Annotated in this window: 20 protein-coding genes; all 20 read right to left on the bottom strand. The window is 40.9% G+C overall.

Going from position 1 to position 25127, the window contains the following annotated elements; genetic code table 11:
• Positions 1–226 precede the first annotated feature (226 nt).
• The 20 genes from ACPEEM_RS01690 to ACPEEM_RS01595 all read right to left on the bottom strand — a co-directional run bounded on the left by ACPEEM_RS01690 (position 227) and on the right by ACPEEM_RS01595 (position 25127).
• Positions 227–793, bottom strand: a complete 567-nt coding sequence (locus ACPEEM_RS01690) for a hypothetical protein (protein WP_424405479.1) — start codon at positions 791–793, stop codon at positions 227–229.
• Positions 790–1728, bottom strand: a complete 939-nt coding sequence (locus tag ACPEEM_RS01685; protein WP_424407505.1) for an RHS repeat-associated core domain-containing protein — start codon at positions 1726–1728, stop codon at positions 790–792. The genes ACPEEM_RS01690 and ACPEEM_RS01685 overlap by 4 nt, the downstream gene beginning before the upstream one ends.
• 543 nt (positions 1729–2271) lie before the next feature.
• Positions 2272–2871, bottom strand: a complete 600-nt coding sequence (locus tag ACPEEM_RS01680) for an SMI1/KNR4 family protein (protein ID WP_424402991.1) — start codon at positions 2869–2871, stop codon at positions 2272–2274.
• 10 nt (positions 2872–2881) lie between these two features.
• Positions 2882–6652 carry an RHS repeat-associated core domain-containing protein gene (locus tag ACPEEM_RS01675; RefSeq protein ID WP_424407503.1) on the bottom strand — a complete coding sequence of 1257 codons (3771 nt, stop codon included), beginning with the start codon at positions 6650–6652 and terminating at the stop codon, positions 2882–2884.
• A gap of 34 nt (positions 6653–6686) precedes the next feature.
• The gene (locus ACPEEM_RS01670; protein WP_424402545.1) at positions 6687–7172 is read right to left on the bottom strand and encodes a hypothetical protein; all 486 of its coding nucleotides are present in this window, start codon (positions 7170–7172) and stop codon (positions 6687–6689) included.
• Positions 7169–8035, bottom strand: a complete 867-nt coding sequence (locus ACPEEM_RS01665; protein ID WP_424408189.1) for a PAAR domain-containing protein — start codon at positions 8033–8035, stop codon at positions 7169–7171. Before ACPEEM_RS01665 ends, ACPEEM_RS01670 begins: the two co-directional genes overlap by 4 nt.
• Before the next feature lie 39 nt (positions 8036–8074).
• Positions 8075–8389, bottom strand: a complete 315-nt coding sequence (locus tag ACPEEM_RS01660) for a hypothetical protein (RefSeq protein WP_424402557.1) — start codon at positions 8387–8389, stop codon at positions 8075–8077.
• Between the two features lie 472 nt (positions 8390–8861).
• A complete protein-coding gene (locus ACPEEM_RS01655) occupies positions 8862–9446 on the bottom strand; it encodes a hypothetical protein (RefSeq protein ID WP_424402556.1) in 585 nt (194 codons plus the stop codon).
• 2 nt (positions 9447–9448) lie between these two features.
• A complete protein-coding gene (locus tag ACPEEM_RS01650) occupies positions 9449–10078 on the bottom strand; it encodes an RHS repeat-associated core domain-containing protein (RefSeq protein ID WP_424405463.1) in 630 nt (209 codons plus the stop codon).
• Positions 10079–10243: 165 nt separating this feature from the next.
• A complete protein-coding gene (locus tag ACPEEM_RS01645; protein ID WP_424405461.1) occupies positions 10244–10657 on the bottom strand; it encodes a hypothetical protein in 414 nt (137 codons plus the stop codon).
• Between the two features lie 18 nt (positions 10658–10675).
• Complete coding sequence (locus ACPEEM_RS01640) at positions 10676–11323, bottom strand: RHS repeat-associated core domain-containing protein (RefSeq protein WP_424406096.1); 648 nt, start codon at positions 11321–11323, stop codon at positions 10676–10678.
• A gap of 282 nt (positions 11324–11605) precedes the next feature.
• Positions 11606–11953, bottom strand: a complete 348-nt coding sequence (locus ACPEEM_RS01635; RefSeq protein WP_424405459.1) for a hypothetical protein — start codon at positions 11951–11953, stop codon at positions 11606–11608.
• The gene (locus tag ACPEEM_RS01630) at positions 11950–12810 is read right to left on the bottom strand and encodes a polymorphic toxin type 17 domain-containing protein (RefSeq protein ID WP_424407495.1); all 861 of its coding nucleotides are present in this window, start codon (positions 12808–12810) and stop codon (positions 11950–11952) included. Before ACPEEM_RS01630 ends, ACPEEM_RS01635 begins: the two co-directional genes overlap by 4 nt.
• Before the next feature lie 265 nt (positions 12811–13075).
• Positions 13076–13504 (bottom strand): SMI1/KNR4 family protein, encoded by a 429-nt coding sequence (locus ACPEEM_RS01625; protein WP_424407493.1) that lies wholly within the window; start codon positions 13502–13504, stop codon positions 13076–13078.
• 11 nt (positions 13505–13515) lie between these two features.
• The gene (locus tag ACPEEM_RS01620; protein ID WP_424407501.1) at positions 13516–14457 is read right to left on the bottom strand and encodes an RHS repeat-associated core domain-containing protein; all 942 of its coding nucleotides are present in this window, start codon (positions 14455–14457) and stop codon (positions 13516–13518) included.
• Positions 14458–14720: 263 nt separating this feature from the next.
• A complete protein-coding gene (locus ACPEEM_RS01615) occupies positions 14721–15164 on the bottom strand; it encodes a hypothetical protein (protein WP_424407499.1) in 444 nt (147 codons plus the stop codon).
• A gap of 10 nt (positions 15165–15174) precedes the next feature.
• Complete coding sequence (locus ACPEEM_RS01610; protein ID WP_424407497.1) at positions 15175–19965, bottom strand: RHS repeat-associated core domain-containing protein; 4791 nt, start codon at positions 19963–19965, stop codon at positions 15175–15177.
• A gap of 253 nt (positions 19966–20218) precedes the next feature.
• On the bottom strand, positions 20219–20785 hold the full coding sequence (locus tag ACPEEM_RS01605) for an imm11 family protein (RefSeq protein WP_424402543.1): 567 nt from the start codon (positions 20783–20785) through the stop codon (positions 20219–20221).
• Complete coding sequence (locus tag ACPEEM_RS01600) at positions 20782–24639, bottom strand: RHS repeat-associated core domain-containing protein (RefSeq protein ID WP_424405465.1); 3858 nt, start codon at positions 24637–24639, stop codon at positions 20782–20784. Before ACPEEM_RS01600 ends, ACPEEM_RS01605 begins: the two co-directional genes overlap by 4 nt.
• Before the next feature lie 35 nt (positions 24640–24674).
• The gene (locus tag ACPEEM_RS01595) at positions 24675–25127 is read right to left on the bottom strand and encodes a hypothetical protein (RefSeq protein ID WP_424402562.1); all 453 of its coding nucleotides are present in this window, start codon (positions 25125–25127) and stop codon (positions 24675–24677) included.

Raw genomic sequence — 25127 nt, 5'->3', positions numbered from 1 at the left:
CGACAAGGGGGCACTTTATTCTAAAAAAATGTAAAATTTAGAGAGAAAGTGACCGCTTGCTGTGAAGAAAAAGAGTAAGCCACTCGTTATAAACGAGCGGCATCGGGGGTCACTTTATTCTAAAAAAATGCAAAATTTAGAGAAAGTGACCGCTTTCTGTGAAGAAAAAGAATAAGCCACTCGTTATCAACGAGTGGGATAGGGAAACACTTACGCTATAGTGTAATTATGAGAGTTCTATTTCAGAATTTTTGTCAAAGCTAAAACCAACTAACCCCGAAATTTCTACAAGATTTTTGAATGTATCTGTCACATATATTCTAGAAAAATCTTCCTCTATACAAAAAAGAGCATCTTCAGGAATTTTATCTCTTTTTAATACGGGTTTTCTAATAAGAAGTCCTTTGGGGTACTCTTTATAAATAGATTTTTCTAAGTCTAAAATTCCTTTTGGATATTTAGTAATTGGATAATATCCAAAATATTTTTTTCTTTTACTGTCTGTTGTAATATCTAATAACTGGCCAGATGGTAAAAGAATATCTTGTAATGTGGCTACAGCATTTTCGCTAAAAACACAAAATGGTATTAAACTTCCACTAAAATCAAATTTATAATTTTTCTTGCCATTATCGCTAGGATATAATCTCAAAATGATAGGTTTATAGTTTTCAAAAGGTCTCCAATGTTGCTCCATAGCTCTTCCTATAATACTTTCCTGATTATCAGGATAAATTTCTATAAATGAACTATTTTCAGTGTATTCGCCTGTTAATGAATATATTTTCTTCATAATAATACCGTTCTCCAATCAGCACTTCTTGGTGCATTTCCTAAACGCTCCCTAATACTTATTAATTCATCAATTACACCTTGCTTACCTCCTAATTTATCGGCAGCGATAATTCTTTTATTAATTTCATTAATATAGCGATTAGGGTGTCTGCCATTATGTAAAATGCCAGGTAAGTTGTCGGTGTTAGCTCGGCTAGGTAAAAACACTCCATTAAATTCTGAGTTAATATCAATGTCGTGTTTTTTAAGAATTTTTCTGGCTGGTTCTGCACCTGCTGCTGTTTCGGGGACAATATGATGTGCGGCTGAGTGTTTTGGTCTCACTATGCCAGCATTTTCCATGGCTTTGCTCAGTTGGCAACTGGATAAGCCAAAAGGATCCACCCACCCAATAGGGTTATGAGTATATGAATAAGGCGTTTCCCCACCACTCAACCCAATCGGGTCACTCGAAATATAATTCCCACTCTCTGGGTCATAATATCTGAAGCGGTTATAGGCTAAGCCACTTTCTTGGTCGGTGTATTGCCCTGCAAATAAAAGCTGTGGGTCTAGCGGGCTGGTTTTGCGATAGTCATTTGGGAACAGCAAGCCCCATACGCTTCGCTTCTCATCTTTCCATTTCAGTTTACCTTCTGGGCTGAGCAAACCTAGCACTTTGCCATTGGGTTGAGTGATGGCATAGTGGGTTTCATGCTTCCATTCAGTTTTATTGCCGTCTAGAGTTTGTTGGCTTTGCTGATAACAGTCCTGTTGGGCGATGAGTTGCCAGCCGTGAAACACGCTGTGGCGTTGGCTTATCAGTTTGTCTTGTTTAACGGTTTGGGTGTAAGCCAGTTGGTCGCCGTCCCACAGGTAGGTGATTCTCAGCTGTTGTTGCGGACATGCTTTTGAAATCCGTCGCCCAAGGGCATCGTATTGATAATACCACACTTCGCCTTGATTGTTGGTGATGCCCGTGAGTTGATTATTCGCATTCCAGCGGAAGTAGGTGGTTTGTTTACGAAAACCGTCTCGGATTTCGGTTTTTTCGGTTAATCTGCCAGCTTTGTCGTAGCGATAATGGTTGTCGTTAAGGCGATTGAGTTGATGCCCTTGTTGGTAAATATCTTGGTGTCGAACATGACGTTCTTCTTCCTTAATCCCAAATCCAAGGGATAAGCCCTGAGCCTGTTGGGTTAAGTAACCACACTCATCATAGCCATAACGCTCCTGCTCATGATTTTGATTGTGAACCTGAGTGATTTGGTTGTTTTTATTGAGGGTAAAATAACGTTGCTCGCCTTTGTCTTTGGTTTCAATCGTGTTTAAAGCCTTATCGTAGCCATAGCGTTGGTTGACTTCGGCAAAACTTGGGGCATCAATCCCTGTGGCGCGCAGTTCGTGTTTATCAAAAAAAGCACTCGGCTCCCAACCTGCTCGCTGTTGAAAAAGGAATTAAGCAATTTATTAAACATGAGTTTGTGGTATTATAATCTATTTTTTCTTATGTAAATCAATTAAATTAATAATATCAGATTTATCTTCTAAATAAATTTTCAGTTCGATATCACCAATAATTTTTTTATTTTGGTCAAAGAAAATAGAGTAATCAATATCTAGAGTTTCACTATCTTTTTTTAAGGCTTCTAATGATGAATATATGAATTTTTCTAGAAAAATATCAAATGACGAAGATACAATAATAATCTCTTCGGGATTGTTTTCATTTAAATAAGCTATAAAATGATTGCCTTCGCTATTCTTTTTAGAGGTGTATCCAAAATACTCCCCAACACTATTACCAGCGATACACCAGAAATTAAATGTAGTAAAATTATTTCTTTGCCATACATTCATCATCTCTTCATATATATTTCTAGGTTCTAGTTTAGGATTTTTGAAACCCCAAAAACAATAGTCTAAGATTGACATACCATTAAAAATTTTCAGAAAATCAATATGCTGTTTATCTGTTTCTCCAATAATACGCCCCATTCCCTTTATAACATTTATTGGATTTGAGGGATAAAATTTAACGAGTTCACTTTTAGAAGATAGTTCGTTAATTTTAGATAATAGTTTTTCTTTATTCATTTTCTCTCCATTAATTTATTATATTAATATATTCAGCAATTTTTTTATCCATATCCATAGCAAATTTAACTATTTCTGCTCTTGTGGCATTAGGATCCGTTTTACGGAAAGCTTCCCAAGCTGGAGTTACTATCTTTCTATGAATATCTCTTGGTAAGCCTTGTAAGTTAGACAATGATGTTCTCATGGATTCTGGAAACAATCTTCCTTTTCCAATAAATATTTGAGGTATTCTATGATGCACTTCAAGTTTTCCTGTGCCGATGAACTTTTTCATTCTTGGGAATGCTTTAAGATATATTTGGCGGTACTTTGCACACCCAGCCAACCCAAACGGATCAAGAAAATCTAAAACATTATGTACATAACGATAAGGCGTTTCCCCACCATTCAACCCAATCGGGTCACTCGAAATATAATTCCCACTCTCAGGGTCATAGTATCTAAAGCGGTTATAGGCTAAGCCACTTTCTGGGTCGGTGTATTGTCCTGCAAATAAAAGCTGTGGGTCTAGCGGGCTGGTTTTGCGATAGTCATTTGGGAATAGTAATCCCCATACGCTTCGCTTTTCGTCTTTCCATTTCAGTTTGCCTTGTTGGTTGAGCAAGGCAAGCACTTGTCCGTTTGGTTGGCAGATGGCATAGTGGGTTTCATGCTTCCATTCAGTTTTATTGCCGTCTAGAGTTTGTTGGCTTTGCTGATAACGGTCCTGTTGGGCGATGAGTTGCCAGCCGTGAAACACGCTGTGGCGTTGGCTTACCAGTTTGTCTTGTTTAACGGTTTGGGTGTAAGCCAGTTGGTCGCCGTCCCACAGGTAGGTGATTCTCAGCTGCTGTTGTGGACATGCTTTTGAAATGCGTCGCCCAAGGGCATCGTATTGATAATACCACACTTCACCTTGATTGTTGGTTATGCCCGTGAGTTGATTATTCGCATTCCAGCGGAAGTAGGTGGTTTGTTTGCGAAAACCGTCTCGGATTTCGGTTTTTTCGGTTAATCTGCCAGCTTTGTCGTAGCGATAATGGTTGTCGTTAAGGCGGTTGAGTTGATGCCCTTGTTGGTAAATATCTTGGTGTCGAACATGACGTTCTTCTTCCTTAATCCCAAATCCAAGGGATAAGCCCTGAGCCTGTTGGGTTAAGTAACCACACTCATCATAGCCATAACGCTCCTGCTCATGATTTTGATTGTGAACCTGAGTGATTTGGTTGTTTTTATTGAGGGTAAAATAACGTTGCTCGCCTTTGTCTTTGGTTTCAATCGTGTTTAAAGCCTTATCGTAGCCATAGCGTTGGTTGACCTCGGCAAAACTTGGGGCATCAATCCCTGTGGCACGCAGTTCGTGTTTATCAAAAAAAGCACTCGGCTCCCAACCTGCTCGCTGTTGAATCAAGCAATCCATCTCATCAAAACGTTGGTTGAGTATAAACCCTTGAGGAGAGTAGCGGTGGATTTCATTGCCGTTTTGGTCGTATTGGAAAAATAATGCGTGTTTTTGACCCTTTGTTTCGGGTAAATCCAATTGAATCAACTCACCCACAGCGTTGTATTTGAAGGTGGTGATAATCGGCGAGGTGGTGTTAAGTTGCCCTTGCTCGTCTTTAATGAATAAGGTGCGAATCAGGGTTTGGGTTTCATCATCATAAGTGCGGTGGATTTCACCCACGTTTTGCACTTCTTTGATAATGCGGTCTTTGAGGTCGTATTCAAACTGCAACTCACCCTGTAGGCTTTGAATGGCAGTCACTCGCCCCACCTTGTCATAGTGGTAAACAAAGGTATCATCTGCCGTCATCAGGCGAATGAGATGGTTAGCACTGTCGTATTCATAATGGTTTACATTGCCTTCGCCATCCGTGAGCGTGCTTAAAGTGCCATTGTCGTTATAGGTATAACGCCAACGATGATTGGCAAAATCGATTTCTTCTACCACTTGCCCGCTTTCGTTGAAGGTGTAGCGGTAGGTTTCACCTTTCGGGTTAGTGACTTGGCTTAGGTGTAGGCTGTCTTTGTCATAATCATATCGCCAACGGTTGCCTTCACCATCGATTTTCTCGATGAGCAAGTCAAACGCCCCGTAGTTTAACTGCCAATCCACCCCATTGGCATCGGTATAACGAATCAGGTTACCGTGTCGGTCATATTGTTGCTTTTCTTCGCTTTGGTTTGGTCGGGCAATGCGTGTCAGTTTATGCTGTGGCGTGTAGCCATACTGCCATTGGTGCCCTCGTGCATTGGTAAAGCGAGTGAGACGGTCTTGATTGTCATAGCTTAACTGAATACGGCGTTGTTCAGCATCCTGACTTTCCACAAGGCGATGCCTTGGGTCGTAGTGAAAATGCTCGGCGTGTTGCTGTTTACCGAAGGTGCTTTTTACCTCGGTTAATAAACCATATTGATTACGCACAAACTCTGTCGTGGTGCCATCAGGGGCGGTGAATAAGGTGATACATGCGGTCGGATTTTCGCTGTTTTTTGCCAGCGAACGCTGTTCTGTTTTTGTCCAAACTCGCCCGAGTGGGTCAGTCAGTTTGCACAGCTGCTCGTTTTCATCATAGTCATAATGCCATTGATTGCCTGCGGTATCGGTAAAGCAGGTGACTAACCCTGTTTGTTCAAGGTAGTCAAAGGTGACTTGTTTGCCATCTGGGAAGGTTTGTGTAAGGAGATTGCCATAACGGTCGTATTTAAACTGCGTTTTCGCCCCACTCGGTGAGGTAATGGTGAGGGGTTTCATGAGATGACTGTCATAGTCATAGACGGTGGCACGTTGTTGGCTGTCTAGCACCGTGGTGCGATGCTCTTCATAACGAAACCAAACAGGGTAAAATCCTTCAGCCCCAATACTGTGAATCACTCGCCCTTGTGGGTCATATTCATAGGTAACCCAAGTTTTATCGTTATCTGCCCAACGGGTAAGATTAAAATTATCGTCATAGTCATAGAATAAATGGAAGTCGAGCAAGGCATCGCTTTCCACTAACGCCCCTTGCTCATTTTGCTGATAGGTTACCAATACTTCCTGTTGTCCGTTATCGATACGAGTAATTTGGTGTAGCCACTCGTCTTGGTAGCTCAGGGTGAGAAGAATGCCGTCGGTATGTGAAACCGCTTCCAACCACGAGTGTTCGTTATAATGAAACTGTACGGCATTATCAAACGTATCTAACCAAGCGGAAATTAAGTAACGACCATCGGTTAGCGGTGGATAGGTGAAATCGGCATCGGCGTTTGTCTCTGTACCGCTTGGCTCATCATCTGGATTGAGCTGAGGCACTTCAGAAAAATAGAAAAGTTTGGCAAGTTGCGTTTCACGATGGAATAACTCAAGATAGTCTCGGTGGCGAATCAGCGTATAGTCGGGATGGTCAGGATTCACCGCACCCGTTGCCCCCTGAGGCAGAGCAAAACGTAAATAAGTGCCTTCACAGGTCGCGATGTTAATCTGTTGCCCATTATCTGAGACTTCGGCATATTCTGAGAAATTATCGACCCAATAACGCCCACATAAGCCATCGGCAAAATCGTTTTCTTTGCTTCTTGCCCAAGTGCGAATAAAGGAAAGGGGGATAGTTTGCCCGAGGGTGAAATCCACTCGCTGTTCAACGACTTGACCAGTTAGTACATCGATGGGGTCGCCACGAACAATTTTATCTTTGGCTGGGGTAAATCGGTGGAGACCGCAATTGCTTGGAAAAGCACAAGAGAAAGGGGGCAGATTTCTTAATGTGAAATATGCCCCAGTGTGAGCGATGATTTGGGCGATGTGATGAAATTTCATCTTTGCAAAATAGTAGGGAATTTGACCGCTTGTATTAATCTTCTTCTGTCGGAAATTCATCTAAGTCTGGAATAATTGGATTTAGTTTAAATTGAACAAGTTCATAGAAAAAATCATTATCTAATTCAGATTCATTGCTCAATGTAAAATTATTGAGGTAAAGGATAGGAATGAATTCTGCCATTACTTCATCATATCCTGTAATGAAATATAGCCCGTAGTTCATATTTTTTATGTCATCAAGTCCTACCGTCCAATATGAATTTAGTGCCTCTTTTCTAAAAACCTCACCTAAATAGATCCAACAATTTGCAAAATCAGCAATGTGATTTCTGTCATTAACAATCTCATTTGTTCTTATATATTTTGCTAAGTCAATTAGACTTTCTAAAGAATAATCAAAATTAAAGCCTTGTGCTTGGGCTTTCTCTACTAATTCATCTAGATAGTCATCAATATGAAATAGAAATAGTTCAAAATCTTCAATTGCTTGATTTTTATCTAATTTTTTTTTAGTCATAATTTCGCCCCTATAGTGTATTTGATTTTATTTTTCTCTAAAGCCTTTAAGAACGGTTTAGAAGCACCTTTTTCAAGAATATATTCTACGCTATAACCTTCTTTCTGTAATAAAGAGTCTTTCCTAATATCTAGTTTGGCTTGTTTTGTAAGAGATATTTTTCCTGTTTTCAATTGTCCTAAATATCGCCCCTTACTAATATCTATTTGTCGATATGTGACTTGTGTTTTTAATGTTTCGGATTTCCCCCCAAGTCTCTCTCGATATAACTTTTCTCTCTCTAATCCATATTTAGAATTTTTCATATTTGTATCGTATTGCTTACTCCAACGATCATAACTCCATTTTTGTGTATTACTTCGTTTGTTTTTATAATCTTGCCAACGTTTAGCCTTATGTTCTGGTGAGCCAGGCGACAATTTGTCTTTTACTGGTTTTATTTTAGGTGAGGTTTTATAATTCTTTTTACTTACTTTGTTTGAAAAATTACTTAATGCAGTACTAATAGTATTATGCCCCAATCTAATTTTCCCTAATCCATTTTTTAATCCTTTCCTTGAAGGCGGAAACCCCATATCTACCGCAACTAAAATCGCTTTTTCAACAAATGAAAATTCATCTGCAATTTTAGCAAGCTGTGCTTTGCCCGAGCCGATAAAGACATTGGGTGAACCTGTTTGGATAATTGCACCACAAGTGGTTTTATCGCCTTTTCTTGCAATATTTTTATCTGCAACGAATGCACTTTCACTACCTTCGGCAATCATTTGTAAGTCGTGGTTATTACAGGCAATGGCGTTTGGAATTAGTGTTGTTGCAATGGGTTTTCCATTGGCTAAAACGGAGGGATTTCCTATGGCAATCGTGCCATCAGGGGCATCAAAACAATCATTGAGAAAATTTTATGTTGCTTTGGCTGCTTTTTCTGCCCAACTGGGTTCGGGATTATCATCAACTAAATCAGAAATTGTCAATGCAATCCTTACTGCCACACCGAGTGGACCTAATAACCCACATAATAAATAGGGTGTGGCACTGACCATCGCTCCCACAACCGCCCCAGCTAAAGCAGCCAAAAAACTTTTATGTTTAATGGTATCCCCGACCCGAGCGGCAGGCATGACGACATCACACGGTGCTCCAAGCTGTATGGTAGAGCGAGGAAAGGCATTGATGCGTTGAGTGATACGCTGGACGATGTCGGGAGAATCTGCCATAGCTTGTCTCTTTTATGTAAAGACAGAAAATATCAATAAAAATAAGACATAGTTTATGATGAATGAAGAGGAAAGTACATGGTTAATTAACGAGCAGGGGAGGGGTGAAATAGAGATAATTTAGCGTTATCACTCGAGACGACAAGGGGTCACTTTATTCCAAAAAAGTGCGAAACTTAAAGAGAAAGTGACCGCTTGTTGTGAAGAAAAAGAGTAAGCCACTCGTTATAAACGAGCGGCATCCGGGGTGTTTCCCCCTAGCAAACCCCAAAGGGTGCTTTTTTCTTTCGCCCAAACTTTTTTGCCTTGTGGGTTAAGCAGGGCGAGTATTTGTTCGTCTACAAGGGGTCACTTTATTCTAAAAAAGTGCAAAATTTAGAGAGAAAGTGACCGCTTGTTGTGGAGAAAAAGAGTAAGCCACTCGTTATAAACGAGCGGCATCAGGGGGTCTCTTTCTATAACTCGTTTAGTATTAAGCCGATTGCCTTAAAAAGTGATACATATCTTTTTCTTTATCTAAGAAAACGTATAAAAAAGTCTTATCATGATAAATTTTACTTACATCAATTTGCTCAATAAAAATCATTGGTTGATTGTTTTCATTTATTATCCAATCAGGTGACTGAAGCCATTTGGGTTTTTTATTGTAACAAATAAAAGTATCTAAAATTACTTTTTTAAATTCTGAAGTTTTATTAGGTTTGTATTGTTCATATAAGCTGTTAATCAAATCAATATGATCGGGAACCCAAGATGGAATAGCATCTAGGACTAAATTAAATTTTTTTTGGTAATAATCATCTGATTTATAAGAAACTTTATTTTTATTTAGAATTTTTTCCAATATATCAATTGCATTTACTATATGTTCAATTTTGCTGAAATTTAATGTTGTTAAATATTCATATGCAGAAAGACCATTCATGTAATCTTGATAATCAGCATACTCCTCAATAAGACCTTTTAAACCCTCTGAACTGTAAATCAATCTTTCAAACTCCTTTGGAGTAATCTGATGTTCAATAAACTCTTTAATTTTTAATAAAGCATTATTCATTTTTAATCTCCTAAATTTCTAAATGGATCTAAGGAAGCGTGTTGCTCTCTCGTTACTTCTCTCAGATTATTAGGACTATGTCTATTTGGGTGTTGATACCTTTGAGGAATATGATGATGTAATTCCATTGGGTTACCGTTGGCATCTAATGGAGCTCTCCCTTTCTTCATTCTTTGCATATTAGAAGCTGAAAATTCTCCTGTGCCTTGGCTTGCATGGTATCTATTTTTCCAATATCGCGATCTAACTGTATTCCAAGACGGATTAGCTCCATTCGGTAATGGTTTATCAATTGCATCACTAGGTTTCCAGCGTTTAAATTTAACATCTTTACACCCAGCCAACCCAAACAAATCCACCCAATCCAGCGGATTGCCCACATACCCAAACGGTCGTTCTCCACCTTGTAACCCAATCGGGTCACTCGAAATATAATTCCCACTCTCAGGGTCATAATACCGAAAGCGGTTATAGGCTAAGCCACTTTCTTGGTCAGTATATTGCCCTGCAAATAAAAGCTGTGGGTCTAGCGGGCTGGTTTTGCGATAGTCATTTGGGAACAGTAAGCCCCAAAGGGTGCTTTTTTCTTTCGCCCAAACTTTTTTACCTTGTGGGTTAAGCAAGGCAAGCACTTGTCCGTTTGGTTGGAAGATGGCGTAGCTAGTTTGGTATTGCCATAAGCCTAACTACAACGGGTCACTTTATTCTAAAAAAATGTAAAATTTAGAGAGAAAGTGACCGCTTGTTGTGAAGAAAAAGAGTAAGCCACTCGTTATAAATGAGTGGCATCGGGGGTGCTACTCATTAAACAACCAATCCAAGAAGTCATCATTAAATTCATAAGAAAAGGCACCTATAAATTTAATTCCATCAACTTCCAAAATAGTGCCGTTATATTCGAAATCGGGTGTTATTACCATGTAATTAATTTGATAAATATTAAGTTTAGATAATTTACTTTTCAAATTACCGTAAATTTCAATAAAACCATACTTTTCTAAAATTTTATCTAAATGCTCTATGCTTATGCCATTTAATATTTCATCAACTATGTAAACATGTTCTTCATCAAAGAAAGTAGTGTTTTTTATATCAAATAATTTTTTAAATTTAGAACAATTTATCTTACTTTTTTTAGGATTATATACAAAAAGAGAATAAGCTAATTCGAATGTGATGTTTTCAGCAACCCAAATTGAAACAGTATTCATACTAAATCTCCAAACTAATTAAAAAGGTAAATCGGAAACTCCATTAGGAAGTCTTCGTTGGCTCCATTTTCGAACATATTTGATATAGTCAGATATTGAATTTACTCTGCCTGCAATTCCAATTAATTCTTTGTGAGCTAAGCTTGATGCTGATGTTGTTGGTGTGTGTGTACCAAAGTTTCCTAAATTATCAAGAAATCCTACTTGGTTTGTAGGTGTTCTCCATTTCATATAATCATCGAATGACACCCCCATTTGTTTAAATTTATCCGCTTGAGATACAGGCAACCATTCGTGATAACCACCACCAATGGTTAATCCATTAGCTCTTAATCTAGTTTTGATGTTATCTCTAAAAGATTTATTATTCCAAGCTTCCATAAATTCATCATAACTTGAATTATCCCAGAAGTTTTTAAATCCTTCTCTTCCTTTTCCCCATTTTTTTAAATAAGAACTACACCCAGCCAACCCAAACGGATCAAGAAAATCTAAAACATTATGTACATAACGATAAGGCTGTTCCCCACCATTCAACCCAATCGGATCTGAGCTGATATAATTCCCACTCTCTGGGTCATAGTATCTGAAGCGGTTATAGGCTAAGCCACTTTCTGGGTCGGAATATTGCCCTGCAAATAAAAGCTGTGGGTCTAGCGGGCTGATTTTGCGATAGTCATTTGGGAACAGTAATCCCCAAAGGGTGCTTTTTGCTTTCGCTCAAACTTTTTTGTCTTGTGGATTGAGAAGGGCGAGTATTTGTCCGTCTACAAGGGGTTACTTTATTCTAAAAAAGTGCAAAATTTAAAGGGAAAGTGACCGCTTATTGTGAAGAAAAAGAGTAAGCCACTCGTTATAAACGAGCGGCATCCGGGTTTAAGATAAAGCCGTGATTAAAAGTGCGGTGGATTTCCCACACTTTTGCACTGAGCTTTATATTTATAATTATTAAGATAAGTTATTTATATATGCATAATATGTTTCATTATAAATAACAGGATTATCACAATATACATGTAAAGACTGAACACCAACCAATTTAGGTGAATTAGACCAAGCCTCAAACGTTTCTTCTATATTACCATAAAGATTCCATTCCCTACCAAGCAAGTTACATATTTTTAAGATTTCATAAATTTGTAATTCCCAAGATTTAGTATTAAATATTATTTGGATATTGATGTCATCTACAGTTATTGAATAGTTATTCAATACTGATGATAATTTTTTAATAATTTTACTTTTCGCTTTTTCCGAATTATCATATAAAAATAATCTTATATTAACTGTTATCATCTATGTGTTATTCTTCCCAATAATGAAACATTTGCATGAGAGCCATCCCTAGTTAACCAACCTATGTTCTCTTTTCCTATTTTTGATAATTGAACATCCCATTCAAAAGCTTCTCCAGCAGTTCTAGGTGGTCCTTTTGTCCACACATTACCAAACTTATCAATATACCCACCATTCTTTCGAGGTAATGGCATAGATGGTTGCCAATTTTTTGGCGGTATGTATCTGATTTTTCCTTTTGTCGGGAGCCCAGCATCTTTTATTCGCCCTTTTTTAGTCCAACAAGTTGTCAATCCGAAATAGTCAGCAAAATCTAAAACATTATGTACATAACGATAAGGCTGCTCCCCACCATTCAACCCAATCGGGTCACTCGAAATATAATTCCCACTCTCAGGCTCATAATACCGAAAGCGGTTATAAGCTAAGCCACTTTCTGGGTCGGAATATTGCCCTGCAAATAAAAGCTGTGGGTCTAGCGGGCTGGTTTTGCGATAGTCATTTGGGAATAGTAAGCCCCATACACTTCGCTTCTCATCTTTCCATTTCAGTTTGCCTTCTGGGCTGAGTAAGCCAAGCACTTTGCCATTGGGTTGAGTGATGGCATAGTGGGTTTCATGCTTCCATTCAGTTTTATTGCCGTCTAGGGTTTGTTGGCTTTGCTGATAACAGTCCTGTTGGGCGATGAGTTGCCAGCCGTGAAACACGCTGTGGCGTTGGCTTATCAGTTTGTCTTGTTTAACGGTTTGGGTGTAAGCCAGTTGGTCGCCGTCCCACAGGTAGGTGATTTTCAGCTGTTGTTGCGGACATGCTTTTGAAATCCGTCGCCCAAGGGCATCGTATTGATAATACCACACTTCACCTTGGTTGTTGGTGATGCCCGTGAGTTGATTATTCGCATTCCAACGGAAGTAGGTGGTTTGTTTGCGAAAACCGTCTCGGATTTCGGTTTTTTCGGTTAATCTGCCAGCTTTGTCGTAGCGGTAACCTTTGTTTGAATTGTGCTACTAGACTACAAGGGGTCACTTTATTCTAAAAAAGTGCAAAATTTAAAGAGAAAGTGACCGCTTTCTGTGAAGAAAAAGAATAAGCCACTCGTTATCAACGAGTGGCATCGGGGGATTATTCCTCTGTATCTTCAACAAAATTATTAATAAATTCTTTAAAAGAATTCCATTCGCCATAGATAGTAGCTTTTTCTTCTAACACATAAAAATACACTTTTCCATAATCATTTTTTCTTAACGATAAAGAATAATTACCATTTCCTGGAAAATAGGCAAAGGCTAACAGATCTCCTTTTTTGAATTCATCAGGTAAGCTCTCATCGTCAAACCAGTCTAAACTCTTTTTCATTTCTTCTATTGAATAAAAAGCACTTACAGGGAAAAGATGATTTTCATCGTGAACACAGGACGGACTAGGTTGCCCCCCATTATATTTTAAATAAAACTCTTTCATTTCCAAAGGGAGAGTTTTTTTTAAAAATTTCTCAAATTCGTTAAAATCATTTTCTGTAATGGGATATTCTTGCTCTAAAAGTTCTAACATTATAATTTCTCCTACCAAAGTTTAAATACATACGAATTACCAGTCGCTTCTTTATATTGAGCAACGCCACCGCGATGCGGTATGCCTGTGTGAGCTTCTGTCTTCACTAGCTGTATAGTCCCGCTATTTGTAACGGGATCATAATCATCAAGATGATGCCAAGTATACCCTTTGGGCGTCGATTTTTGCCCTAATGCAGCCATATTTGCGAGTTCGAAATCCTTATGGTAATTGCCTGTATATTCAATTCGTTGTATTGGATTTACATCGCTTCTCTTCTGATTGGTATATAAAGCATTACTTTTTGAATAGTCTAAGCCACCATTTGGGGTTTTTCTAACGCCTGTATATCCTTTTTCTTTTAGTTTTTGTAACGGACAGACTGCCAGCCCAAACGGATCAAGAAAATCTAAAACATTATGTACATAACGATAAGGCTGTTCCCCACCATTCAACCCAATCGGGTCACTCGAAATATAATTCCCACTCTCTGGGTCATAGTATCTAAAGCGGTTATAGGCTAAGCCACTTTCTGGGTCGGTGTATTGTCCTGCAAATAAAAGCTGTGGGTCTAGCGGGCTGGTTTTGCGATAGTCATTTGGGAATAGTAATCCCCATACGCTTCGCTTTTCGTCTTTCCATTTCAGTTTGCCTTGTTGGTTGAGCAAGGCAAGCACTTGTCCGTTTGGTTGGCAGATGGCATAGTGGGTTTCATGCTTCCATTCAGTTTTATTGCCGTCTAGAGTTTGTTGGCTTTGCTGATAACGGTCTTGTTGGGCGATGAGCTGCCAGCCGTGAAACACGCTGTGGCGTTGGCTTATCAGTTTGTCTTGTTTAACAGTTTGGGTGTAAGCCAGTTGGTCGCCGTCCCACAGGTAGGTGATTCTCAGCTGCTGTTGCGGACATGCTTTTGAAATCCGTCGCCCAAGGGCATCGTATTGATAATACCACACTTCGCCTTGATTGTTGGTAATGCCCGTGAGTTGATTATTGGCATTCCAGCGGAAGTAGGTGGTTTGTTTGCGAAAACCGTCTCGGATTTCGGTTTTTTCGGTTAATCTGCCAGCTTTGTCGTAGCGGTAACCTTTGTTTGAATTGTGCCACTAGACTACAAGGGGTCACTTTATTCTAAAAAAGTGCAAAATTCAGAGAAAGTGACCGCTTGCTGTGAAGAAAAAGAGTAAGCCACTCGTTATAAACGAGCGGCATCGAGGAGCTATATTATTTTTTCTAAATTATTCAGGTAATAATATACCGCCCCTAAGCCTGCAATCCCTTGTCTAGGGTAATTTTGACGGTCTTCTTCAGTGTAAAACCGAATTTCTTGGTCTTTTATCATAAGATGGTTTCCAGTGATACGAGTTGTAAGTAAAATTTCTCTCTCTGTAACATCACTATGCCCTATAATACTCCACTTACCTCTCTTTAGTTCACTATTTCCAGTATAGATAACATAATCTAAGAACTCTATATTTTCTAGATTTGTTGGTATTTCCTTAAATGTCTCCTTTGAAGGCAAGAAACCAATCATATCTTTAAAAAGAGACGATATATAAATCAGTTTACCAATACGGTTTCCGTCATGTAGACTTAATGTTTCAAATCCAACTTTAATTTCGGAAATAAAAAATAAATCCCCTTCATTAAAAGATTTTTTCATGATATGCTCCTTATAATTTTTTTAGTACGTCATTAAATATTTCGTTAGCCCAATCTAAAGAATCACCAGCAACATTATATGTTCCTGAGTTTGGATTAGAAGGAGAATAAGAACGAATTTTATTCATAAGATTTGTTAATGGATTGGTGGATTTTGCACCGCCTAAATGCTCTATTAGTGCTTGCTCTAAATATTTAGCTTCTTGTTTTGTTAAATTATTAGGAACTAAAACATCTTGAATAAGATGTTTCTTATCTATAGATTTTTGATGAGCAATCCCCCTCGCATAAGCATCCCCCCGACCAACATATTTTATTTGGTTTGTGATTGGATCTCGCAGAACATACAGACCCTGTCCATTAATCGGATCATAAGCTTTCCCTGTCCCACCAGCCTTTCTTGTTGATGGTAATCCATGGCATCTTGCCAACCCTAAAACATCAACCCAATCCATCGCATTTTGAGTGTAACGATAAGGCGTTTCCCCACCCTTCAACCCAATCGGGTCACTCGAAATATAATTCCCACTCTCTGGGTCATAGTATCTGAAGCGGTTATAGGCTAAGCCACTTTCTTGGTCAGTATATTGCCCTGCAAATAAAAACTGTGGGTCTAGCGGGCTGGTTTTGCGATAATCATTTGGGAACAGTAATCCCCATACGCTTCGCTTTTCATCTTTCCATTTCAGTTTGCCTTCTGGGCTGAGCAAACCTAGCACTTTGCCATTGGGTTGAGTGATGGCATAGTGGGTTTCATGCTTCCATTCAGTTTTATTGCCGTCTAGAGTTTGTTGGCTTTGCTGATAACAGTCCTGTTGGGCGATGAGTTGCCAGCCGTGAAACACGCTGTGGCGTTGGCTTATCAGTTTGTCTTGTTTAACGGTTTGGGTGTAAGCCAGTTGGTCGCCGTCCCACAGGTAGGTGATTCTCAGCTGTTGTTGCGGACATGCTTTTGAAATCCGTCGCCCAAGGGCATCGTATTGATAATACCACACTTCGCCTTGATTGTTGGTGATGCCCGTGAGTTGATTATTCGCATTCCAGCGGAAGTAGGTGGTTTGTTTACGAAAACCGTCTCGGATTTCGGTTTTTTCGGTTAATCTGCCAGCTTTGTCGTAGCGATAATGGTTGTCGTTAAGGCGATTGAGTTGATGCCCTTGTTGGTAAATATCTTGGTGTCGAACATGACGTTCTTCTTCCTTAATCCCAAATCCAAGGGATAAGCCCTGAGCCTGTTGGGTTAAGTAACCACACTCATCATAGCCATAACGCTCCTGCTCATGATTTTGATTGTGAACCTGAGTGATTTGGTTGTTTTTATTGAGGGTAAAATAACGTTGCTCGCCTTTGTCTTTGGTTTCAATCGTGTTTAAAGCCTTATCGTAGCCATAGCGTTGGTTGACTTCGGCAAAACTTGGGGCATCAATCCCTGTGGCGCGCAGTTCGTGTTTATCAAAAAAAGCACTCGGCTCCCAACCTGCTCGCTGTTGAATCAAGCAATCCATCTCATCAAAACGTTGGTTGAGTATAAAACCTTGAGGAGAGTAGCGGTGGATTTCATTGCCGTTTTGGTCGTATTGGAAAAATAATCCGTGTTTTTGACCCTTTGTTTCGGGTAAATCCAATTGAATCAACTCACCCACGGCATTGTATTTGAAGGTGGTGATAATCGGCGAGGTGGTGTTAAGTTGCCCTTGCTCGTCTTTAAGAAATAAGGTGCGAGTCAGGGTTTGGGTTTCATCATCATAAGTGCGGTGGATTTCACCCACGTTTTGCACTTCTTTGATAATGCGGTCTTTGAGGTCGTATTCAAACTGCAACTCACCCTGTAGGCTTTGAATGGCAGTCACTCGTCCCACCTTGTCATAGTGGTAGACAAAGGTATCATCTGCCGTCATCAGGCGAATGAGATGGTTAGCACTGTCGTATTCATAATGGTTTACATTGCCTTCGCCATCCGTGAGCGTGCTTAAGGTGCCATTGTCGTTATAGGTATAACGCCAACGATGATTGGCAAAATCGATTTCTTCTACCACTTGCCCGCTTTCGTTGAAGGTGTAGCGGTAGGTTTCACCTTTCGGGTTAGTGACTTGGCTTAGGTGTAGACTGTCTTTGTCATAATCATATCGCCAACGGTTGCCTTCACCATCGATTTTCTCGATGAGCAAGTCAAACGCCCCGTAGTTTAACTGCCAATCCACCCCATTGGCATCGGTATAACGAATCAGGTTACCGTGTCGGTCATATTGTTGCTTTTCTTCGCTTTGGTTTGGTCGGGCAATGCGTGTCAGTTTATGCTGTGGCGTGTAGCCATACTGCCATTGGTGCCCTCGTGCATTGGTAAAGCGAGTGAGACGGTCTTGATTGTCATAGCTTAACTGAATACGGCGTTGTTCAGCATCCTGACTTTCCACAAGGCGATGCCTTGGGTCGTAGTGAAAATGCTCGGCGTGTTGCTGTTTACCGAAGGTGCTTTTTACCTCGGTTAATAAACCATATTGATTACGCACAAACTCTGTCGTGGTGCCATCAGGGGCGGTGAATAAGGTGATACATGCGGTCGGATTTTCGCTGTTTTTTGCCAGCGAACGCTGTTCTGTTTTTGTCCAAACTCGCCCGAGTGGGTCAGTCAGTTTGCACAGCTGCTCGTTTTCATCATAGTCATAATGCCATTGATTGCCTGCGGTATCGGTAAAGCAGGTGACTAACCCTGTTTGTTCAAGGTAGTCAAAGGTGACTTGTTTGCCATCTGGGAAGGTTTGCGTGAGGAGATTGCCATAACGGTCGTATTTAAACTGCGTTTTCGCCCCACTCGGTGAGGTAATGGTGAGGGGTTTCATGAGATGACTGTCATAGTCATAGACGGTGGCACGTTGTTGGCTGTCTAACACCGTGGTGCGATTGTTTTCATAATGAAACCAAACAGGGTAAAATCCTTCAGCCCCAATACTGTGAATCACTCGCCCTTGTGGGTCATATTCATAGGTAACCCAAGTTTTATCGTTATCTGCCCAACGGGTGAGATTAAACCTCTCGTCATAGTCATAAAATAAATGGAAGTCGAGCAAGGCATCGCTTTCCACTAACGCCCCTTGCTCATTTTGCTGATAGGTTGCCAATACTTCCTGTTGTCCGTTATCGACACGAGTAATTTGGTGTAGCCACTCGTCTTGGTAGCTCAGGGTGAGAAGAATGCCGTCGGTATGTGAAACCGCTTCCAACCACGAGTGTTCGTTATAATGAAACTGTACGGCATTATCAAACGTATCTAACCAAGCGGAAATTAAGTAACGACCATCGGTTAGCGGTGGATAGGTGAAATCGGCATCGGCGTTTGTCTCTGTACCGCTTGGCTCATCATCTGGATTGAGTTGAGGCACTTCAGAAAAATAGAAAAGTTTGGCAAGTTGCGTTTCACGATGGAATAACTCAAGATAGTCTCGGTGGCGAATCAGCGTATAGTCGGGATGGTCAGGATTCACCGCACCCGTTGCCCCCTGAGGCAGAGCAAAACGTAAATAAGTGCCTTCACAGGTCGCGATGTTAATCTGTTGCCCATTATCTGAGACTTCGGCATATTCTGAGAAATTATCGACCCAATAACGCCCACATAAGCCATCGGCAAAATCGTTTTCTTTGCTTCTTGCCCAAGTGCGAATAAAGGAAAGGGGAATAGTTTGCCCGAGGGTGAAATCCACTCGCTGTTCAACGACTTGACCGCTTAATACATCGATGGGGTCGCCTTTGAAAAACTTTTTCACGGCTTCGCTAAAGCGTTTTATTCCAGTATTCTCTTTAAATGCACACTTGGCACAACCTAAGGTTTTTCCGCGTGCAATCTTACCTGCTTGCTTAACACCTTTCCCAATTCCACTACCGACTGCTTTTGCCCCTTTAGCCACGCCACGCTCGACCGCTTTTGCCCCCTTAGCCATACCGCGTCCTGCAGCTTTAGCCAGTTTTGTGGCTTGCTGTGCTTTACGAGTGGCACTTTTCGCAATGCCTTTTGCTGCTCTTCCTGCCATTTTTGCTGCTAATGCAGCACCAGCACGCGGGCCTTTTGTGACTAATGCTTTTCCTAAGTTGGCCAATCCTTTCCCGATTCCTTTACCAAATAGGGCGGTTGGAGGAATAACAAACTCTACAGCAAACAGTAATGCTCGTTGAAAACCAGTAAACTCAGACTTCATTTCTAAATAGGTGACTTGTCCAGAACCGATAAAGACATTAGGAGAGCCTTCAGCGATAGTTGCACTGCATTCGGTTTTATCCCCTTTGCGGGCAACGGCTTTATTATGGACAAAGACGGTTTCGCTGCCTTGTGCAATTTTTTGTTCGGGGGAGTGTCTTGTACAGGCAACGCTTAATGCTAAATCCACCATCGCTAAGGGTTTGCCGTTGACGAAAACATTATCAGCCCCTTTGGAAATAGGCCCAGAGGGTTCACCGCCAATAGCTTCATTTACAAAGTTAGTGACGGCGGAGGTGATTTTTTCTATACCATCAGAAACAGCCCAAGTGGCGACACCTCCCAGTACAGCGGCAGCAATAGGGGCAGCTAAACCGCCAGTGATACCCACAGCAGCGACGGCAACCGAGGCGAGTGCAAAAATCCCCGCGGTAATGCAAGCCCCGACCACGGCACCGGCTAAGGCAGACCAAAAGCTAGTATGATTGATGATATCTCCGACCCGAGCGGCAGGCATGACGACATCACACGGTGCCCCGAGCTGCATGGTAGAGCGAGGAAAGGCATTGATGCGTTGAGTGATACGCTGGACGATGTCGGGGGAATCTGCCATAGCCTGTCTTTTTTATGTCAGGAAAGTCAATATCAATAAAAATAAGACATAGTTTATGATGAATGGAGATAAAAGTACATGGCTAATTAATGAGCCGGGAGGGTTTGGCATAGAGATGATTTCGCATCATCACTCGAGACGACAAGGGGTCACTTTATTCTAAAAAAGTGCAAAATTTAAAGAGAAAGTGACCACTTTCTGTGAAGAAAAAAAGTAAGCCACTCGTTATAAACGAGCGGCATCAGGGGGCGTATTATCTCACCACGATTTCATTGTAATCGGAAAATTTAAACCCAATAAGCTCATGCTCTTCCACTAATTGTTTAAATTTTTCAGTAACAAAAACTATTGACGTATCCTCTTCAATAGTAAAGAGATATTCATCAGGGATTTTTTCTTTAATAAGTACTGCTTTACGAACCAAAAGTCCATTCGGATATTCAATATAGTCCGAATGCTCTAAATCCAATATCCCTTTCGGGTAAACATTGGTGGGGTAATAGCCAATAAATTTCTTGCGTTTACTGTCTGTTATAACCTCTAAAAATTGCCCTCTAGGGGCTAAAATGGGCTCTAAGGCTTTTTGAGCTTTTTCACTAAACACTAAAAAAGGGTTGAGTGATCCACTAAAATCAAACTGATAATTTTTTTTGCCTGTATCACTTCGATGCAGTTCCAAAGTAATCGGATTATAATCTTCAAAAGGCTGCCATTCTCTATCCATCGCAATATTCAGAATACTGTCTTGTTCCTCAGGACAGTCTTCTATAAAAAAACAAATATCGCCATAACTAGAGGCTAATTGATATATTTTTGTCATAGTACGGTTCTCCAATTACTGTTTCTTGGGGCATTAGTTAAAATCGTTCTAATATTATCTAGTTCTTCAATAATAGCTGCTCTACCACCTAATTGATCAGCCTTTTTAATTCGAGCATTTATCGCATTGATATATTCATTAGGGTGTCTGCCATTATGTAAAATGCCAGGTAAGTTGTCGGTATTGGCTCGGCTAGGTAAAAACACTCCATTGAATTCTGAATTAATATCAATGTCGTGTTTTTTAAGAATTTTTCTGGCTGGTTCTGCACTTGTTGCTGTTTCGGGGACAATATGATGTGCGGCTGAGTGTTTTGGTCTCACTATGCCAGCATTTTCCATCGCTTTGCTCAGTTGGCAACTGGATAAGCCAAACGGATCAGCCCAATCCATCGTATTTTGAGTGTAACGATAAGGCTGTTCTCCACCATTCAACCCAATCGGATCTGAGCTGATATAATTCCCACTCTCTGGCTCATAATACCGAAAGCGGTTATAGGCTAAGCCACTTTCTTGGTCGGAATATTGCCCTGCGAATAAAAGCTGTGGGTCTAGCGGGCTGGTTTTGCGATAATCATTTGGGAACAGTAATCCCCATACGCTTCGCTTTTCGTCTTTCCATTTCAGTTTGCCTTGTTGGTTGAGCAAGGCAAGCACTTTGCCATTGGGTTGAGTGATGGCATAGTGGGTTTCATGCTTCCATTCAGTTTTATTGCCGTCTAGGGTTTGTTGGCTTTGCTGATAACGGTCTTGTTGGGCGATGAGTTGCCAGCCGTGAAACACGCTGTGGCGTTGGCTTACCAGTTTGTCTTGTTTAACGGTTTGGGTGTAAGCCAGTTGGTCGCCGTCCCACAGGTAGGTGATTCTCAGCTGCTGTTGTGGACATGCTTTTGAAATGCGTCGCCCAAGGGCATCGTATTGATAATACCACACTTCACCTTGATTGTTGGTTATGCCCGTGAGTTGATTATTCGCATTCCAGCGGAAGTAGGTGGTTTGTTTGCGAAAACCGTCTCGGATTTCGGTTTTTTCGGTTAATCTGCCAGCTTTGTCGTAGCGATAATGGTTGTCGTTAAGGCGGTTGAGTTGATGCCCTTGTTGGTAAATATCTTGGTGTCGAACATGACGTTCTTCTTCCTTAATCCCAAATCCAAGGGATAAGCCCTGAGCCTGTTGGGTTAAGTAACCACACTCATCATAACCATAACGCTCCTGCTCATGATTTTGATTGTGAACCTGAGTGATTTGGTTGTTTTTATTGAGGGTAAAATAACGTTGCTCGCCTTTGTCTTTGGTTTCAATCGTGTTTAAAGCCTTATCGTAGCCATAGCGTTGGTTGACTTCGGCAAAACTTGGGGCATCAATCCCTGTGGCACGCAGTTCGTGTTTATCAAAAAAAGCACTCGGCTCCCAACCCGCTCGCTGTTGAATCAAGCAATCCATCTCATCAAAACGTTGGTTGAGTATAAACCCTTGAGGAGAGTAGCGGTGGATTTCATTGCCGTTTTGGTCGTATTGGAAAAATAATGCGTTTTTTTGACCCGTTGTATTGTGGTGATTTGTTTCGTTATGGCTTGCGTGAGCCGGTAAATCCAATTGAATCAACTCACCCACAGCGTTGTATTTGAAGGTGGTGATAATCGGTGAGGTGGTGTTAAGTTGCCCTTGCTCGTCTTTAATGAATAAGGTGCGAGTCAGGGTTTGGGTTTCATCATCATAAGTGCGGTGGATTTCACCCACGTTTTGCACTTCTTTGATAATGCGGTCTTTGAGGTCGTATTCAAACTGCAACTCACCCTGTAGGCTTTGAATGGCAGTCACTCGTCCCACCTTGTCATAGTGGTAGACAAAGGTATCATCTGCCGTCATCAGGCGAATGAGATGGTTAGCACTGTCGTATTCATAATGGTTTACATTGCCTTCGCCATCCGTGAGCGTGCTTAAGGTGCCATTGTCGTTATAGGTATAACGCCAACGATGATTGGCAAAATCGATTTCTTCTACCACTTGCCCGCTTTCGTTGAAGGTGTAGCGGTAGGTTTCACCTTTCGGGTTAGTGACTTGGCTTAGGTGTAGACTGTCTTTGTCATAATCATATCGCCAACGGTTGCCTTCACCATCGATTTTCTCGATGAGCAAGTCAAACGCCCCGTAGTTTAACTGCCAATCCACCCCATTGGCATCGGTATAACGAATCAGGTTACCGTGTCGGTCATATTGTTGCTTTTCTTCGCTTTGGTTTGGTCGGGCAATGCGTGTCAGTTTATGCTGTGGCGTGTAGCCATACTGCCATTGGTGCCCTCGTGCATTGGTAAAGCGAGTGAGACGGTCTTGATTGTCATAGCTTAACTGAATACGGCGTTGTTCAGCATCCTGACTTTCCACAAGGCGATGCCTTGGGTCGTAGTGAAAATGCTCGGCGTGTTGCTGTTTACCGAAGGTGCTTTTTACCTCGGTTAATAAACCATATTGATTACGCACAAACTCTGTCGTGGTGCCATCAGGGGCGGTGAATAAGGTGATACATGCGGTCGGATTTTCGCTGTTTTTTGCCAGCGAACGCTGTTCTGTTTTTGTCCAAACTCGCCCGAGTGGGTCAGTCAGTTTGCACAGCTGCTCGTTTTCATCATAGTCATAATGCCATTGATTGCCTGCGGTATCGGTAAAGCAGGTGACTAACCCTGTTTGTTCAAGGTAGTCAAAGGTGACTTGTTTGCCATCTGGGAAGGTTTGTGTAAGGAGATTGCCATAACGGTCGTATTTAAACTGCGTTTTCGCCCCACTCGGTGAGGTAATGGTGAGGGGTTTCATGAGATGACTGTCATAGTCATAGACGGTGGCACGTTGTTGGCTGTCTAGCACCGTGGTGCGATGCTCTTCATAACGAAACCAAACAGGGTAAAATCCTTCAGCCCCAATACTGTGAATCACTCGCCCTTGTGGGTCATATTCATAGGTAACCCAAGTTTTATCGTTATCTGCCCAACGGGTAAGATTAAAATTATCGTCATAGTCATAGAATAAATGGAAGTCGAGCAAGGCATCGCTTTCCACTAACGCCCCTTGCTCATTTTGCTGATAGGTTACCAATACTTCCTGTTGTCCGTTATCGATACGAGTAATTTGGTGTAGCCACTCGTCTTGGTAGCTCAGGGTGAGAAGAATGCCGTCGGTATGTGAAACCGCTTCCAACCACGAGTGTTCGTTATAATGAAACTGTACGGCATTATCAAACGTATCTAACCAAGCGGAAATTAAGTAACGACCATCGGTTAGCGGTGGATAGGTGAAATCGGCATCGGCGTTTGTCTCTGTACCGCTTGGCTCATCATCTGGATTGAGTTGAGGCACTTCAGAAAAATAGAAAAGTTTGGCAAGTTGCGTTTCACGATGGAATAACTCAAGATAGTCTCGGTGGCGAATCAGCGTATAGTCGGGATGGTCAGGATTCACCGCACCCGTTGCCCCCTGAGGCAGAGCAAAACGTAAATAAGTGCCTTCACAGGTCGCGATGTTAATCTGTTGCCCATTATCTGAGACTTCGGCATATTCTGAGAAATTATCGACCCAATAACGCCCACATAAGCCATCGGCAAAATCGTTTTCTTTGCTTCTTGCCCAAGTGCGAATAAAGGAAAGGGGAATAGTTTGCCCGAGGGTGAAATCCACTCGCTGTTCAACGACTTGACCGCTTAATACATCGATGGGATCGCCACGAACGATTTTATCTTTGGCTGGGGTAAAGCGACGAATGTAACTATTGCTTGGAAAAGAACAAGAGAAAGGAGGCAGATTTCTTAATGTGAAATATGCCCCAGTGTGAGCGATGATTTGGACGATGTGATGAGGCTTCATCTTTGTAAAATAAGTGGAGAATTTGACCGCTTGTATTATACTTTCCCATTCTCTGTTTCAAAGTATCCTTTTTCTGCAACTGTAATACACTCAATCATAGTATCAGGATCTTCTGTAGCATTAGGAGCATAAATGGCAATCCCTAATTCGTAGCTTATAAAACCTACATATTCTTCTTCTTCAATATTTCTATCGAATTGTGATAGATATTTTAAGCAATCTGAGTAATTCATATCAGATAAATCTTTACCATTAAAATATACAGAACAACCGGTAAACAGAATATATTTTAGCCTAAAGTCTTTATTCATATATCCTAACGCAATACCGTTGTCAAAAAAATCATTAGTAGATTTTTCTGAGGTATAAACGTTTTCATTTTCGCTAGAAGTAAATCTCACACTATTTAATATATTTTTATTTATGAAATCTCTATCCATTCCAAAATATAAATCACCAACATTTACAAAAGAGTTTATTATAAACAT

This window comes from Pasteurella pantherarum (assembly GCF_049670885.1).
In the GTDB taxonomy this organism is placed as follows: domain Bacteria; phylum Pseudomonadota; class Gammaproteobacteria; order Enterobacterales; family Pasteurellaceae; genus Pasteurella.
Note: the sequence above shows the minus strand (reverse complement) of the source record. Positions and strands in the feature narration are given on the sequence as shown.

Bases quoted from the DNA above. Each gene is read 5' to 3' on its own strand.
- ACPEEM_RS01610 (WP_424407497.1), bottom strand. From the start codon at position 19,965: ATGGCAGATTCCCCCGACATCGTCCAGCGTATCACTCAACGCATCAAT.
- ACPEEM_RS01605 (WP_424402543.1), bottom strand. From the start codon at position 20,785: ATGACAAAAATATATCAATTAGCCTCTAGTTATGGCGATATTTGTTTT.
- ACPEEM_RS01680 (WP_424402991.1), bottom strand. From the start codon at position 2,871: ATGAATAAAGAAAAACTATTATCTAAAATTAACGAACTATCTTCTAAA.
- ACPEEM_RS01655 (WP_424402556.1), bottom strand. From the start codon at position 9,446: ATGAATAATGCTTTATTAAAAATTAAAGAGTTTATTGAACATCAGATT.
- ACPEEM_RS01635 (WP_424405459.1), bottom strand. From the start codon at position 11,953: ATGATAACAGTTAATATAAGATTATTTTTATATGATAATTCGGAAAAA.
- ACPEEM_RS01595 (WP_424402562.1), bottom strand. From the start codon at position 25,127: ATGTTTATAATAAACTCTTTTGTAAATGTTGGTGATTTATATTTTGGA.
- ACPEEM_RS01670 (WP_424402545.1), bottom strand. From the start codon at position 7,172: ATGACTAAAAAAAAATTAGATAAAAATCAAGCAATTGAAGATTTTGAA.
- ACPEEM_RS01625 (WP_424407493.1), bottom strand. From the start codon at position 13,504: ATGTTAGAACTTTTAGAGCAAGAATATCCCATTACAGAAAATGATTTT.
- ACPEEM_RS01645 (WP_424405461.1), bottom strand. From the start codon at position 10,657: ATGAATACTGTTTCAATTTGGGTTGCTGAAAACATCACATTCGAATTA.
- ACPEEM_RS01615 (WP_424407499.1), bottom strand. From the start codon at position 15,164: ATGAAAAAATCTTTTAATGAAGGGGATTTATTTTTTATTTCCGAAATT.
- ACPEEM_RS01690 (WP_424405479.1), bottom strand. From the start codon at position 793: ATGAAGAAAATATATTCATTAACAGGCGAATACACTGAAAATAGTTCA.
- ACPEEM_RS01660 (WP_424402557.1), bottom strand. From the start codon at position 8,389: ATGGCAGATTCTCCCGACATCGTCCAGCGTATCACTCAACGCATCAAT.
- ACPEEM_RS01600 (WP_424405465.1), bottom strand. From the start codon at position 24,639: ATGAAGCCTCATCACATCGTCCAAATCATCGCTCACACTGGGGCATAT.
- ACPEEM_RS01675 (WP_424407503.1), bottom strand. From the start codon at position 6,652: ATGAAATTTCATCACATCGCCCAAATCATCGCTCACACTGGGGCATAT.